This is a genomic window from Brassicibacter thermophilus (genome assembly GCF_055378355.1).
Window position 1 is genome coordinate 1,994,433 of sequence record NZ_AP042446.1, and the last position, 15,021, is coordinate 2,009,453.

Sequence of the window (15,021 nt, forward strand, 5' to 3'; positions counted from 1 at the left end):
TTTGCATAATAAGCAATTTCCTTCATAGAAAAATGTTTTATTTTGTAATATTTTGTTAATCATTATTAATACAATGTACAAATACAAAAGAGAGAGTTTTTAAACTCTCCCTTTAATATCTATAGTGCTATTTTATTACATGCTTTTATTACATGTTCTAGTAGTATAGATGTAGTTACACTTCCAACTCCTCCAGGAACAGGAGTAATAGCTTTAACGTTTTCCGCAACTTCTTCATAATTTACATCTCCGCATATTTTACCATTTCCAGCGTCATTAATACCAACATCAATCACTACATTTTTAGTTGAAAAGTATTTCAAATCAAACATTTTAGCTTTTCCAACAGCAGTTACAACTATGTCAGCATTAGAAGTAATCTCATGAAGTTTTCTAGTTTTAGAATGACAAATAGTTACAGTAGATCCTTCTCCTAAAAGCATCATGCTAAGAGGTCTTCCAACAACCATACTTCTATTTATTACAGAAACATTAGAACCCAACAAAGGTATATTGTAATATTTTAAAATTTCAACTACCGCTTTAGGAGTACAAGGAACAAATCCATTTAAATCTCCCTCAAAAACTTTTTCAAGATTTATAGGATTCATGCAATCTATATCTTTATCAGGGCTGATTATTTGTTTTATGATATCTTCATCAATGTGTTTAGGTAGTGGCCTAAATATTAAGATTCCATGAATACTATTATCTTCATTAATGTTCTTTAAAAGCTTAACAAGCTCTTCCATAGAAATATCTTCTTCAGTTTCAAATACTCTGCTTTCAATATCTACTGCTTTGCAGTTTTTTATAATACCTCTTTCATATGCTAAATCATCAGGTCTCTTCCCTACACGTACAATTCCTAAAGTAGGTATTATCCCTCTTCTTCTTAGATTAGATGCTTTTTCCTTAATATTCTTTTTGATTTCTCTTGCAACACATTTTCCATCTAAAACTTTAGGCATATAATTTCCTCCCTCTCAATAGCTATCTTTAATCACATTACAAAGTATTTATATCATGTTACCATCATGTAATATTTTCTAAGGTAAATATTAATAAAGTTTTTTTATTTTGTCATCAATAAAAAATATAGTTAAACAAAAATATATAAATTTGCAACAATAGCTAATATCGTAGAAAAGACACCTACAACTGTGCCTAATACAAGTTCCTTATATGTATGCCTCTTAAGCTTAATTCTTGACCAAAAAACTATAGGAATTAAAATTATAGTCCACAATGCATTATTACCTATCAAATATAATAGTAGCATAAATGGTCCAGATATTCCACAAGCATGTCCGCTAGCTTTTATTTTAAAAAGTCCATTAAATATGCTTAGCACTACTCCCGAAAAAAGGTAAGCTAAAAAAATTGAAACGACATCTTTAGGTGGCTTAAAAATAACACAACATATAGTTCCTAAAACATATCCACATATAGCTAAAATAAAAGCAAGCTTTCTTTGTAACCTTCTTCCTCCTTTCCTTAGAGAAGGTACGACTTTTTGTATAGGATACGCACTTATAGGCAAAATAGTAAGGAAAATTATACACATAGCATACCAAGTAAAAGTAAAATCTCCTCCACTATTATTGAAATATATCCAAGTGATAGCAAAAGCTGCTGCTATTGGAACAACAGTAATAATACTAATAAATTTTGCAACCTTAGCACTCATACACCTTTCCCCCTTTTGTATTAAGCTAAGCATTACATGTTACATCTAATCTTTCATTGGTTAATAATCTCATATTTGCATATTTTATAACTTTGTTATAAAATACTCAAAATCTATAAGATTATAAAGTTAAAATAGTATTATGTAATTCTCTCACTTGTTTAAATCAATATGACAATAACCATCTGGATTCTTCTCTAAGTATTTTTGATGATATTCCTCTGCTAGATAAAAGCATTTTAATGGTTCTATTTCTGTTACAATAGGATCATTATATAGTTTTTGTTGTTGTTCCTTTGTCTTCAATATAATGTCTAAATCAGACTCATCTACATAATAAATCCCAGTTCTATATTGAAGCCCTATGTCTCCTCCTTGACGATTTTTAAGAGTTGGATCTATTATTTTCCAAAATCTATTTAATAATTCTTCTAAATCAATAATATTTTCATCATATTTAATATAACAAGCTTCAGCATGACCAGTTGTTGAAGTGCATACTTCTTCATAAGTAGGGTTTTCTTTTGTTCCATTTGCATACCCTACTTTTGTTTCTATAACTCCATTTATCCTAGACATATATGCTTCAACGCCCCAGAAACAACCTCCAGCTAAAACAATCTCTTTCATATTTAAACATCTCCTTTTTTATCATATATTATAAGTACACCTGTTTTTTTTATTTTTCAATTACTATTTTAACATTATATTATTCCTCTGTGAACAAATAATAAATATATAACATAACAATATATTTCTTCATGTTATTCATATTTCCTTCTTTAATCTTTAATCTTTAATCTTTATTCATTTTATGTTCATTAAGACAATCTTAATTTTCATACTGTGAAGATAAGCTTGTAAAATCACAATTAGGTTGCTAATGCCAGCCCATGTATCGGACTTACACTGACAAACAAGCACTCATGCTAGCGCAACATAAAAAAACACTAGCCATTTAAGCTAGTGTTTTTTACAATTGTACGACTAAGCCTATAAGCCGAGTTCTGTATTAGATGATCATCTATCTAGACCTATTGTTGCCAATAGGTTCAAGCGACCTACCAACGGAACAGTGACGGGCAGCCACTTTTTCAAGTTCCTAACTTGGTCTTGCTCCAGATGGGGTTTACATAGCCAGCTAGTCGCCTAGCTGCTGGTGAGCTCTTACCTCACCTTTCCACCCTTGCCCAACTATATAGCTAGGCGGTATATCTCTGTTGCACTTTCCTTAGGGTCACCCCTACTGGGTATTACCCAGCATCTTGCCCTGTGGAGCTCGGACTTTCCTCATGCATTTGCATGCGATCATCTGGCTTACTCGTACACATTATGTCATAATTAATAATGTATCATATTATTTATACTAGTGTCAATCACTAATTTTTACCATAATGTGTTTTAATCATCTTTATCTCTATCATTATCATTTTCATAGTAATAAAGGATTCTATTACAATTATCACATTGCACGATCTCTTTCCCATTTTTCAGTTTATTAAATAATGAAACAGGTATTATCATATGGCAACCTGTACATTTACCATCAATAGCTTCTACAATTGCTTTTCCTTTAGTTTGCTTTAATGTATTATATTTTTCCAATAACTTTTTTTCTAAACTTTCAGCTAGATCATCTATTTTATTTTGTTCGTCCTCTATCATATTTTTAATGCAATTAATCTTATCATTTTCATCCTTTTTAATTAATTCTAATTTTTTTTCTTCATCTTTGTATTCAATTTCTAACTCAATAATTTCCTTATTTAAATTCTCTACCTCTTCCATTAATTCTAATAAATCAGTCTCATAATCTTCTATTTGTTTCTTCATTTCTTCAACTTCTTCATTTAAATGAGTTAACTGTTTTAAATCAGTAATATTTCCATCATAAAGTTTTATTTCTTTTTCTTTGACACTAAAATTTAGTTGTCTTATTTTGTTATTGTTTCTCTGAATCTTTAAATTATTCACTTCTAACAATTTTTTTTTATGTGATAAGTCATACTTTTTTTTATTTAAGTCAACCTTTAAATTTTGGCTTTCTTTTCTCTTATATATCTCATTTAAATTTGACTTAAGTTCTTTTAAACTTAAATCATGCTTTTGGAGTTTCCACAACATTTGTATTTGATTCACGCCTAGCACCCCCAAATAAATATAAACTATAAAAACTATACTTAATATATTGAAAAATCTATCTCATTATTTTCATTTACTAAAATATCAATATCTTCCTTTATATTGTTCTTTAAATAATTTTTAAGTTTATCAAGTATTACTCTTTCGGTATAATAATGACCAGCGTCTATTACTGCTATGCCTAATTCTAGGGCATATTGTGCTTGATGGTGCTTTATATCTCCTGTTACATAAACATCTCCATTTTTTCTAAATACATCTCTTATAAAATCTGCTCCACTTCCTCCACATACCGCAACTCGTCTAACTTTCTTATCTAAATTACCGTACACTCTAATATCTTTACAGTTTAATCTGTTTTTAACCATATTACTAAATTCTTTTAGGGTCATTTCACTATCTAGTTCACCTATTCTTCCATAGCCATATGTTATTGAATCATTTTTTAGCATATATACATCATATGCAACTTCTTCATATGGATGAACAGAAATCATTTTAGATAAAACCATATTTAAGTCTCTTTCCTTCACTATAGTTTCTATTCTTGTTTCTTCAACCGTTTCCATTTCATTTAATTTTCCTATAAAAGGATTTGTTCCCTCAAGTGGTGTAAACGTACCAGTTCCATTAATATTAAATGTACAATCTCTATAATTTCCAATATATCCAGCACCTGCCTCTGTCATTGCTCTTCTCACCTTATCACTATATTCTTCAGGAACAAAAACAACTATTTTATATAATTTTTCAATATATGATTTAGATAAAATTTTTCTATTTTTAATACTAAGAATATCAGCTAAGACATCATTTACTCCTCCATCACAAACATCTAAATTGGTATGAGCACTTATAACCGATATGTCATTTTTTATTAATTTATAAATCATCCTGCCTTTATAGTTGTCTAAAGTTATACTCTTTATTGGATCAAAAATCAAAGGGTGATGAGTTATAATCATATTTACATTTCTTTTTATAGCAAAATCTACTAATTCATTACTTATATCTATAGATATAAGTATTCTTTTAACATCTTCATTCAGATTTCCTAGCTGAAAACCTGAATTATCCCATTTGTCAACAAGGTATGGTGGTGCTAAGCTATTTAAAATATTTATTATATCCTTTACTTTCATAAGGACTTCAAAACCTCCTTTAGCCTATATTTTCTTATTAGTAAATCTTGTCTTTTTAGTTCAGCTTTTTTAGAATTTTTTCCTTCCATTTTATATAATATTTTATCAATTTCACAAATCTTCTTTCTGATGAAATCATTTAATAATTTATCTCTATTATTTATCAAACATTTTCCTATCTCCAAGTGTATTTCTTTTTCTAATTTATCTTTTCCATGTTGAGCAACTATTATCTCATATATTTTTTCTTCTTCTTTTGCTAATTTTTCATCTATAATCTTGAAATTGTTACTATATAAAAATTTTCTAACTAAGTCACTAGCAACCATAGGTTGTAATATAAATGTGTCAATATTTTTTACAACATTTTCAGCCCCAGCAATAATTTCTGTTATCAAAAGCCCTCCCATTCCGGCTATTATTGCAGTATCAACCTCTTTAGGATTTAAAACTTCTAATCCATTACCTAATCTTGTTTCTATATAATCTTCATACTGTCTTAGCTGAATTAGTCGTTTTGCTTTATTTAATGGTCCCTTATTTATATCGGTAGCAATAATTTTCTTACTTATATTGTTTTCTACAAGGTATACAGGTATATAACCATGATCTGTACCAACATCAACTACCCTAGCGTCTTTTTTAACAAAACTAGCAACACATTTTAATCTTGGTGATAATTTCATTATGCTTCTCCTTTATTAATTTATTCTCTATTTATTTAACTTTAATACATAGAAAATAACTTCAACATTTTAATAATACTGATTTGAAAAATTTCCGTAAAATCTATTTAAACACTATTGCATTAATCTTTTTAAAAATTATTCCTTAATTTGATAAAATATTTAATGCTAAAATGGAAATCATATTCTTGAGGTGTTAAATTATGAAGAAAAAAGTTCAAATAAAAAAACCTAACGATAATATACCAGTATTTACGTGGGGTGGTAACACTATAAAATGGATAAAAGAAGCTAAAAATTTAACTAACTATTTAAAAATAACGAAAAAAGATAAAAATTAACCAAACTAAAGATTCGCTTTAAGCGAATCTTTAGTTTTATAATAATCTATTCCAAAAAATCTTTTAGTTTTTTGCTTCGGCTTGGATGCCTTAATTTTCTTAATGCTTTTGCCTCAATTTGTCTTATTCTCTCTCTGGTAACATCAAACTCCTTACCAACTTCTTCTAATGTTCTTGCTCTACCATCATCCAACCCAAATCTTAACCTTAGTACCTTCTGTTCTCTAGGAGTAAGTGTATCTAACACTTCAATAAGCTGTTCCTTCAATAAGGTAAAAGTAGCAGCTTCCGCTGGTGCCTGAGCGTCATCATCAGGAATAAAGTCCCCTAAATGACTATCTTCTTCTTCTCCTATAGGAGTCTCTAAAGACACTGGTTCTTGAGCTATCTTAATTATTTCTCTTACTTTGTCCTCTTCCATATTCATTTCCTTTGCAATCTCTTCTGGTGTAGGCTCTCTACCTAATTCCTGTAATAACTGTCTTGAAACCCTTATAAGTTTATTTATAGTCTCTACCATGTGTACTGGTATCCTTATTGTTCTTGCCTGATCAGCAATAGCTCTTGTAATAGCCTGCCTAATCCACCATGTAGCATACGTGCTAAACTTATAACCTTTTCTGTAGTCAAATTTCTCAACTGCTTTAATTAAACCTAAATTGCCCTCTTGAATTAAATCTAAAAAGAGCATCCCTCTTCCTACATATCTTTTAGCTATACTAACTACTAAACGCAAATTGGCTTCAGCTAGTCTTCTTTTAGCTTCCTCATTTCCTTGCTCCATTTTTTTTGCCAATTCAATTTCTTCTTCTGCACTAAGAAGAGGTACTTTCCCAATTTCTTTAAGATACATTCTAACTGGATCGTCTACACTAATACCTTTAGGAACAGATAAATCTTCTTCCTTAACATCTATCTCTTCCTCATCATCATCTGCTAATAAAATTTCTTCATCCTTATCCCCTACTATATCTATTCCTATATTCTCTAAGCTCTGATAAACATCATCTATTTGATCAGGGCTTAAATCCATTTCTTCTAAAGCATCCATAATTTCTTTATATGTTAACATCCCTTGTTTTTTTCCTTTTTCAATCAATGCTTTTACTGATTTAATATTTTGCTCCATATCCTTGTCTAACTTACTCATATTGATTCCCTCCTTTCAGCAATTATTGATGCATTTTTAACTTTTGCTCTATTTTTGTAAGCTCGTTTAACAGATATTTGGATTTTTCTACATCTCCTTTACTGATATTATCACTTCCAACTTGAATCTTTCTAAGTTCATCCTTAATCAATTTCTTTCTATTTTTAAGCTTATAGTAATTAATCTTATTTATATAATCTTCCATAGCCTTGTTAATTTCATCTTCCTCCAAATTATTATTATCATCAAATATTTCTTTAACTATATTTATGGTTTCTATATCAAAAAATTTCTTTATATCATTAAAAGATATTTCAGTTTGATTTTCATATAACTCATATATTACATGTGCGATTTGTCTAAATTTAATATCAGTAAAATCTTCAGGATTAAATTTAGACTTAATTTTATCAAACATATTCTTATTATTTATTATCAAACTTAACAATCCTTTTTCGGCACTAAAATGACCCAGTTCTACCTTGTAATTAACAGGAGTTATTTTATCTTTATTATTCCTGTAAAACTTATTTATATACTTGTCCTTCAAATTTTGTATACTTGTATTGTTATTCTTGCCATAAATCTCCGATTTGATAGCATACGTAGATATATTTGTTTCATGAGAAAGTTTATCTATATAAGCATCAATTTCTATAGTACTCTTTAAACTACTCAACACATTTGATATTTCTTTAGTGAATTTTATTTTTTCTTCTAAATCATCTAAGTTGTATTTAGTTTTGTAAAAATGTATCTTGAAATCAATATAACTTAAAGAACTTTCCTTTAATTTTTCGAATTCAGACTTGCCATACTGCTTTATATAATCATCTGGATCCATACCATTTTTAATCAAGAGTACTTTACTGTTTATCCCTTGCTCCTTTAGCTTATCTAAAGCTTTATTAGCAGCCTTAAACCCTGCATCATCTGCATCATAGCAAATGTAAATATTGTCACTATATCTTTTTAACAATTTTGCTTGATTATGAGTTAATGCAGTTCCAAGTGAAGCTACTGAATTTTTTATTCCATTTTTATAAAGAGATATAACATCCATATATCCTTCCACTAAAATGATCCCAGATTTTCGTCCAAAGTTTTTAGCTATGTTAAGCCCGTATAAATTATAACCTTTTGAAAAAACAGGGGTTTCTGGGGAATTTAAATATTTAGGTTGAGCATTACCAATAATTCTACCTCCAAAGCCAACGACATTACCTTTTAAATCTATAATTGGAAACATTATTCTGTTCCTAAATGTGTCGTAAAATTTGTTATTATTTTCACTTTTTTTAACTAATCCTGATTTAAATATCTGTTCATCATCGAATCCTTTTTTTTTAAGATAAGTATATAAACCATCCCATCTATCAAGAGAATATCCTAACCCAAATTTTTTTACTATTGTCATATCAATTTGTCTTATTTTTAAATAACTTTGTGCTATTTTATCATCTATTAAGTTTTTGTAAAAAAATATGGCAGCCTCTCTATTAATTCTATAAAGTATTTCTTTCTGTTGCCGTGCTTTATTATCGCTCTTTTTAATTTTCTTATCTAATACTATACCTGCTCTATCAGCTAAAAATTCTACAGCTTCTAAAAAACTTAAATCATTTTTTTTCATTATGAAATTTATTACATCTCCACCCTCACCACATCCAAAGCAGTGATAAAGTTGTTTTGAAGGAGATACCGTGAATGATGGGGTTTTTTCATTATGAAAAGGGCAAAGACCTTTATAACTAGAACCTGTCCTTTTTAAATCAACATATTGTGAAATAACATCTACAATATCATTATTTAATAAAACTTTTTCAATATCATCCTCTGAATAAACATAATACTGCATAATTATCACCTTAATATATTATTCACAAAACATTCTGCTATCAATTTAATATTTTGTTGTCAATTTTCTCCTATTTCTATTATGATAAAAAATTATTTTAATACTCAATAAATATATACCCCTCTAATTAATTCAAAAACATTCTAGTATATTCTACAAAAAAACTTATAATCCTTCTTTTTTCTTAATATTTTCCCCATGGGGTTGGTATAAATATCTTACAATACATATTTATAGCATATCTATCTGTCATACCAGCTATATAGTCACAAACAATTGTCTCTTTACTAATATCCAAATCTTTGTAAATATCTATATGCTCTTTAGGTAATTCATTAAAATTATTTAAAAAATAATTATAAAGCTGGGTAATAATATTAATTGCTTTGTTCTCTTCACTTTTTGCATTACTATTTAAATATACCCTTTTAAACATAAATTCTCTTAACTTGTCGGTATAATATTTTATCTTTTCACTCATTTTTATATTATCATTACCATAGCTATTATTTATAACATCCATTATCATGGTATTTATTCTTTGGCTATGATTAGATCCCAACACTTTTATACAATCTTTAGGTAATTCATCTTCCATAATAATACCACCTCTGATAGAATCATCTATATCATGATTGATATATGCTATCCTATCAGAAAGTTTCACTATTTGTCCTTCAAGAGTTTCTGGTTGTTTTGGTCCTCTGTGGTTTAATATTCCATCTCTCACTTCATAAGTTAAATTAAGTCCTTTTTTCAAACCATTATGCTCCAAAAAATCAACTACCCTTAAGCTTTGTTTATTATGCATAAAGCCATATTTGTGTATTTTGTTTAATATATATTCACCTGTATGTCCAAAAGGTGTGTGCCCTAAATCATGTCCTAACGCAATGGCTTCTGTTAAATCTTCATTTAACCTTAATGCTCTCGCTAGTGTCCTTGAAATTTGTGCAACCTCAAGTGTATGAGTAAGTCTTGTTCTATAATGATCTCCTTCAGGGGCAATAAAAACCTGGGTTTTATGCTTTAATCTCCTAAAAGCCTTCGAATGAATAATCCTGTCTCTATCTCTTTGATAATCAGTTCTAATTTCACATTTTTCTTCCTTTTTCAACCTTCCCTTAGAATTTTTACTCAAAGAAGCATATTTAGATAATGTCTTAGCTTCTATTTCCTCAGTGATTTCTCTAGTCACCATAAAATTATTCCCTCTTTCCAATCCTATCATACACTTATTTTTCTATATGACTTTAGTCAATATAACGATTCATATTATATAAATACAACAAACATATCATAATTCCTTCAATTTCTAATAATTTATAGATAGTTTTTATTCATATACACAAAAAGTGCTGTAAAATACAGCACCTACGTTTAATACAAATCTCAATCAATTTCTATCTTATTTTTTTTAATCATATCGAGTATTATTCCTGCTGTTTCTTCAACAGCTTTATTAGATACATCTATTATTGGACATTTAATCTTTTCCATAATTTTTTTTGAGTACTCAAGCTCATATTCAATTCTTTCTATGCTTGCATAATTGGCATTGTTACTAAGACCCAAAGCTTTTAATCTTTCTTGTCTTATTTTATTTAGCTTAATAGGATCTGCAATTAATCCTATTATTTGCCTAGAATTTTTTTCAAACAGCTCTTCTGGTGGTGGAACTTCAGGTACTAATGGTACATTTGCCACTTTAAAATATTTATGAGCGAGATACATACTTAATGGAGTTTTTGATGTTCTCGATATCCCTATAAGCACAATATCCGCCTTTTTTATCCCTCTAGTATCTTTGCCATCGTCATATTTTACTGCAAATTCTACTGCTTCTACCTTTTTAAAATATTTATCGTCTAATCTTCTAATAATTCCTGATTCCCTTTTAGGCTCTATTCCTACTAAACTTCTCATAGCATCTAATATAGGTGACATTATGTCAACAGCGATAATATTATATTTCTTAGCCTGCAATAAAATAAAATTTTTTAATTTTTCAATGACTACTGTGAATAATATTAAACAATTTTCTTGTTTAGCTTCTTCAAATATTTCTACTATCTGATCTTCATCTGTTATATATGGAAATCTTCGTATTTCATAACTTCCTGAGTTAAACTGGCTAATAGCTGCTTTACATACTTGTTCTCCTGTTTCACCAATAGAATCAGATATCACATATATAACAGTATGCCGATTAGTATCTTTACCCATATTGATTCCCTCCTAACCATTATTACATAAATCAACAAATAACTTGGTTATATTTGTCTTAGAAATTCTTCCTATAACTTTATATCCTTTCTTTCTATCTTCAGTTTCAACTTCCTCTACTACTGGTAGGCTATCAATCTCGTGTTCTATAATCTTCATAGCGACATCTAAAATACTATCATCACAAGTAGTTGTTATTATATTAGGCATTCTTGTCATTATAACTCCAACAGGAATTTTATTTATATCAACTCCCCCAATAGCACTTTTTAGAAAATCCTTTCTAGAAACTACCCCTGATAATAAACCATCAGTTGTAACATATAATGTTCCAACATCTTCTAAAAACATAGTTACTATTGCATCGTATACAGTAGTTTCTTCACTCACAACGACAGGTAAAGATTTTATCTCCGAAACCTTTATCTTCTTTACTTCTTCTGAAAAAAGGTCTATAGTAGATTTACCAGAATAAAAATATCCTACTTTAGGTCTAGCGTCAAGCACCCCCGACATAGTAAGAATAGCTAAATCTGGCCTTAATGTTGACCTAGTTAGTTTCAATTTTTTTGCTATTTCTTCACTTGTAATTGGTTCATTTTCTTTAACAATATTAATAATTTTTTCTTGTCTACTATTTAGCTTAATAATAACCACCCCTTTTCTAATGGGCAAAAAATTTTATAAATTACATTGAAATCTAAAAAATATACCAATTTAAAGTATATTAAAGCCCACATTATATGTGGGCTAGCTATTAACTATTTTCGACAAATCACAAATTCTAAGCATCAAATCTGATATTTTTTTCAATAAAGCAAGCCTATTATTCTTTAGTTCTTCATTTTCAACCATAACCATAACATTATCAAAAAAACTATCTATAGGTTTCTTTAATATTAACATCTCGTCTAAAGCTTTATCATATTCCTTCCTATTTATACTTGCAATTACTTTTTCTTCTATATCATTATATACCTCATACAATTTTCTTTCCTGTTCTTCTTTAAAAATCTCTTTATTTACATTATATTCTTCACATTTTGATGCTAGTGTAATAACCCTATTAAAAGCAGTCAATATTTCATTAAATCCTTCCTTATTTATCCATTCATTGAGCTTTTCTGCTCTTAACTTTAGATCTACTATATCATCAACATCTGAAGTTAATACAGCATCTACTATATCATATCTTATACCAATTTCAATAAACATACTTTTTATTCTTCCATCAAAAAACTCTTTTATATCATTTTTTACTCTATTATAATCAAAAGCTAAACCTTTCTCTTCTACATATATATACAATGCAAAGTCTAATAGTTCATTTAAAGACAATTTTAAATTTTTATCTAGTATTATATTGATTATTCCCAATGCTTGTCGTCTTAAGCCATATGGATCTTGTGAACCAGTAGGCTTAATTCCTATAGCAAAACATCCTGCTATAGTATCTAATTTATCAGCTATACTCAATATAGCACCAGCAGTTGTAGTAGGTAATTCATCACCAGCAAATCTAGGTAAATAGTGTTCAAATATAGCAAGACTTGTTATTTCATTTTCCCCAGATTTAATTGCATATTCTCTTCCCATTATTCCTTGAAGCTCAGTAAATTCATTTACCATATTTGTTACCAAATCTGCCTTTGAAAGTAGCGAAGCTCTTTTCATATTGTTTAGCGTTTCTTCTCCTACTTCTAGATATTCACCTATTCTTCTTGATAATTCATTAATTCTTATAGTTTTTTCATACATTGTTCCTAATTTCTCTTGAAATACTATTGACTTTAAACGCTCTACATACTGCTCTAATGGCTGTTTTATATCTTCATTATAGAAAAATTTTGCATCCTCAAGTCTTGCTTCTAATACTTTCTCATTTCCTTTTGTTACAATATCTAAATACTCTTCATTCCCATTTCGCACTGCAATAAAATATGGCAATAATCTCCCTTTATCATCTAATACAGGAAAATACCTTTGATGTTCTTTCATAGGAGTTATTATTACTTCCTTAGGTAAACTTAAAAATTCTTCGTTAATTCTTCCAATCATTGGGGTAGGATATTCAACAATATATGTAAGCTCATTTAATAGCTCATCATCTTTTAAAAGATTTCCGCCTTTTTCTCTAGCTAATTTTTCACAATTTCTTTTGATTATTTCTTTTCTTTCATTTTGATCTACTATAACATAATTATCTTTAAGTTTTTGGAAATATTCATCAACGTTATTTACCACAATCTCACTACTACCTAAAAACCTGTGACCTTTTGTTTTATTTGATACTTTTATATTTCCTATTTCAAATTCTACAATCTCATCATTAAACAAAGATACAATCCATCTTATAGGTCTAGAAAATCTAAAGTTATTTCCTCCCCATCTCATTGATTTAGGAAAACTTATGCTAGTTATTATACTACGCGCTTTATCTTTTATAACTTCTTGCACTTTTCGCCCTTCTGCTACTTTATTAGCATATATATACTTTTCTCCTTTATATTGTCTAACAACTATACTATCTAAACTTATGCCTTGTGATTTTGCAAATCCAATTAAGGCCTTAGTAGGATGCCCATCATTATCATATGCAATTTTCTCAGATGGCCCTTTAACTAATTCTTCTAGATCTTTTTGCTTGTCTGATAATCCTTCTATCAATACCACTAACCTTCTTGGTGTAGCATATGTTTTTATCTCTTCATAATTTATTCTTTCTTCTTCTAACAATTTGCTCCATTTTTCCTTTAACTGCTTTAATGAATTCTCTACAAACCTTGCAGGTATCTCTTCTGTGCCCAATTCCAATAAATACTTATTTTTCAACTGAAGCACCTCCCTTAATGAGTGGAAAACCTAAATCATTTCTTTGCTCCACATACTTTGAAGCAACAAGTCTTGCTAAGTTTCTAACCCTAGCTATATAATGCGTTCTCTCAGTTACACTGATAGCCCCTCTTGCATCTAAAATGTTGAAAGTATGAGAACATTTTAATACATAATCATAAGCAGGTATAACTAGCCCTTCTTCTATTACCTCTTTAGCTTGAGACTCATATATATTAAACAAATTAAACAAAACATTTATATTAGCCTTATCAAAACTGTAAACTGAATGTTCATATTCAGCTTGTTTGAAAACATCACCGTACTTTATACCTGAAACCCATTCAATATCAAATATATTATTTACATCTTGTAGATACATTGCTATTCTTTCTAAGCCATAAGTTAATTCAGCTGATTCCAATTCACAGTTTATCCCACCTACTTGTTGAAAATATGTAAATTGGGTTATCTCCATACCATCTAACCATACTTCCCATCCTAACCCCCATGCACCAAGAGTTGGAGCTTCCCAATTATCTTCAACAAATCTTATATCATGCATTAAAGGATTGATCCCTATAGCTTTTAGGCTATCTAAATATAAATCCTGTACATCTTCTGGAGAAGGTTTTAATATTACCTGAAGTTGATGATGTTGATACACTCTATTTGGATTTTCTCCATATCTAGCATCTGCAGGTCTTCTTGATGGCTCAACATATACTACTTTCCATGGTTCAGGACCTAAAGCTCGTAAAAATGTTTGAGGGTTCATTGTACCTGCACCTTTTTCAACATCATACGGCTGCATTATAATACATCCTTTATTTCCCCAATAATTTAGCAAATTTAATATTAGATCTTGAAAATACATATCTTTTCCTCCTCAATTATTTTATAAATAGATAAATAATTTATTATAACAAAATAAAACCTTTCTATCCCCTAGGG

General features: G+C 29.0%; 14 protein-coding genes, 1 other RNA gene and 1 other annotated feature (1 of these 16 cut by a window edge). Of the genes, 1 reads left to right on the forward strand and 14 read right to left on the reverse strand.

Going from position 1 to position 15,021, the window contains the following annotated elements; translation table 11 throughout:
* Nucleotides 1-119: 119 nt before the first annotated feature.
* The 7 genes from ACZ41D_RS09540 to ACZ41D_RS09570 form a co-directional block, all read right to left on the reverse strand.
* Nucleotides 120-971, reverse strand: coding sequence for a bifunctional 5,10-methylenetetrahydrofolate dehydrogenase/5,10-methenyltetrahydrofolate cyclohydrolase (locus tag ACZ41D_RS09540; protein WP_464151208.1), 852 nt, complete (start codon nt 969-971; stop codon nt 120-122).
* Nucleotides 972-1,102: 131 nt separating this feature from the next.
* Nucleotides 1,103-1,690 (reverse strand): hypothetical protein, encoded by a 588-nt coding sequence (locus tag ACZ41D_RS09545; protein ID WP_464151209.1) that lies wholly within the window; start codon nt 1,688-1,690, stop codon nt 1,103-1,105.
* A 153-nt stretch (nt 1,691-1,843) separates the two neighbouring features.
* Entirely contained in the window at nt 1,844-2,320 is a 477-nt protein-coding gene (gene msrA, locus ACZ41D_RS09550; protein WP_464151210.1) for a peptide-methionine (S)-S-oxide reductase MsrA, read from the reverse strand.
* Nucleotides 2,321-2,670: 350 nt separating this feature from the next.
* An RNA gene (rnpB, locus tag ACZ41D_RS09555) (RNase P RNA component class A) lies at nt 2,671-3,014 on the reverse strand.
* Nucleotides 3,015-3,091: 77 nt separating this feature from the next.
* Nucleotides 3,092-3,829 (reverse strand): zinc ribbon domain-containing protein, encoded by a 738-nt coding sequence (locus tag ACZ41D_RS09560; RefSeq protein WP_464151211.1) that lies wholly within the window; start codon nt 3,827-3,829, stop codon nt 3,092-3,094.
* A gap of 41 nt (nt 3,830-3,870) precedes the next feature.
* Complete coding sequence (locus tag ACZ41D_RS09565; protein ID WP_464151212.1) at nt 3,871-4,974, reverse strand: Nif3-like dinuclear metal center hexameric protein; 1,104 nt, start codon at nt 4,972-4,974, stop codon at nt 3,871-3,873.
* Nucleotides 4,971-5,660 carry a tRNA (adenine(22)-N(1))-methyltransferase gene (locus tag ACZ41D_RS09570; protein WP_464151213.1) on the reverse strand — a complete coding sequence of 230 codons (690 nt, stop codon included), beginning with the start codon at nt 5,658-5,660 and terminating at the stop codon, nt 4,971-4,973. The genes ACZ41D_RS09565 and ACZ41D_RS09570 overlap by 4 nt, the downstream gene beginning before the upstream one ends.
* A gap of 203 nt (nt 5,661-5,863) precedes the next feature.
* Here ACZ41D_RS09570 and ACZ41D_RS09575 point away from each other — a divergent pair, with 203 nt between their 5' ends.
* Nucleotides 5,864-6,001, forward strand: coding sequence for a hypothetical protein (locus ACZ41D_RS09575; protein WP_464151214.1), 138 nt, complete (start codon nt 5,864-5,866; stop codon nt 5,999-6,001).
* A gap of 46 nt (nt 6,002-6,047) precedes the next feature.
* On the opposite strand, the gene rpoD is transcribed toward ACZ41D_RS09575, so the two are convergent.
* The 7 genes from rpoD to glyQ form a co-directional block, all read right to left on the reverse strand.
* Nucleotides 6,048-7,151, reverse strand: a complete 1,104-nt coding sequence (rpoD, locus tag ACZ41D_RS09580) for an RNA polymerase sigma factor RpoD (protein ID WP_464151215.1) — start codon at nt 7,149-7,151, stop codon at nt 6,048-6,050.
* Between the two features lie 22 nt (nt 7,152-7,173).
* On the reverse strand, nt 7,174-9,009 hold the full coding sequence (gene dnaG, locus ACZ41D_RS09585; RefSeq protein WP_464151216.1) for a DNA primase: 1,836 nt from the start codon (nt 9,007-9,009) through the stop codon (nt 7,174-7,176).
* 184 nt (nt 9,010-9,193) lie between these two features.
* A complete protein-coding gene (locus ACZ41D_RS09590) occupies nt 9,194-10,210 on the reverse strand; it encodes a deoxyguanosinetriphosphate triphosphohydrolase (RefSeq protein ID WP_464151217.1) in 1,017 nt (338 codons plus the stop codon).
* 191 nt (nt 10,211-10,401) lie between these two features.
* Nucleotides 10,402-11,235 (reverse strand): pyruvate, water dikinase regulatory protein, encoded by an 834-nt coding sequence (locus tag ACZ41D_RS09595; RefSeq protein ID WP_464151218.1) that lies wholly within the window; start codon nt 11,233-11,235, stop codon nt 10,402-10,404.
* Nucleotides 11,236-11,247: 12 nt separating this feature from the next.
* Nucleotides 11,248-11,892, reverse strand: a complete 645-nt coding sequence (locus ACZ41D_RS09600; RefSeq protein WP_464151219.1) for a helix-turn-helix transcriptional regulator — start codon at nt 11,890-11,892, stop codon at nt 11,248-11,250.
* Nucleotides 11,893-11,985: 93 nt separating this feature from the next.
* The gene (gene glyS / locus ACZ41D_RS09605; RefSeq protein WP_464151220.1) at nt 11,986-14,067 is read right to left on the reverse strand and encodes a glycine--tRNA ligase subunit beta; all 2,082 of its coding nucleotides are present in this window, start codon (nt 14,065-14,067) and stop codon (nt 11,986-11,988) included.
* Nucleotides 14,057-14,944 carry a glycine--tRNA ligase subunit alpha gene (gene glyQ / locus ACZ41D_RS09610; RefSeq protein WP_464151221.1) on the reverse strand — a complete coding sequence of 296 codons (888 nt, stop codon included), beginning with the start codon at nt 14,942-14,944 and terminating at the stop codon, nt 14,057-14,059. The genes glyS and glyQ overlap by 11 nt, the downstream gene beginning before the upstream one ends.
* Nucleotides 14,945-15,014: 70 nt before the next feature.
* Nucleotides 15,015-15,021, reverse strand: a binding site (T-box leader) (it continues 165 nt past the right edge of the window).

Excerpts from the sequence above, each read along its gene's own strand:
- ACZ41D_RS09590 (WP_464151217.1), bottom strand. The coding sequence starts at position 10,210 with ATGGTGACTAGAGAAATCACTGAGGAAATAGAAGCTAAGACATTATCT.
- ACZ41D_RS09540 (WP_464151208.1), bottom strand. The coding sequence starts at position 971 with ATGCCTAAAGTTTTAGATGGAAAATGTGTTGCAAGAGAAATCAAAAAG.
- glyQ (WP_464151221.1), bottom strand. The coding sequence starts at position 14,944 with ATGTATTTTCAAGATCTAATATTAAATTTGCTAAATTATTGGGGAAAT.
- ACZ41D_RS09570 (WP_464151213.1), bottom strand. The coding sequence starts at position 5,660 with ATGAAATTATCACCAAGATTAAAATGTGTTGCTAGTTTTGTTAAAAAA.
- ACZ41D_RS09565 (WP_464151212.1), bottom strand. The coding sequence starts at position 4,974 with ATGAAAGTAAAGGATATAATAAATATTTTAAATAGCTTAGCACCACCA.
- dnaG (WP_464151216.1), bottom strand. The coding sequence starts at position 9,009 with ATGCAGTATTATGTTTATTCAGAGGATGATATTGAAAAAGTTTTATTA.
- rpoD (WP_464151215.1), bottom strand. The coding sequence starts at position 7,151 with ATGAGTAAGTTAGACAAGGATATGGAGCAAAATATTAAATCAGTAAAA.
- ACZ41D_RS09545 (WP_464151209.1), bottom strand. The coding sequence starts at position 1,690 with ATGAGTGCTAAGGTTGCAAAATTTATTAGTATTATTACTGTTGTTCCA.
- msrA (WP_464151210.1), bottom strand. The coding sequence starts at position 2,320 with ATGAAAGAGATTGTTTTAGCTGGAGGTTGTTTCTGGGGCGTTGAAGCA.
- ACZ41D_RS09595 (WP_464151218.1), bottom strand. The coding sequence starts at position 11,235 with ATGGGTAAAGATACTAATCGGCATACTGTTATATATGTGATATCTGAT.
- ACZ41D_RS09575 (WP_464151214.1), top strand. The coding sequence starts at position 5,864 with ATGAAGAAAAAAGTTCAAATAAAAAAACCTAACGATAATATACCAGTA.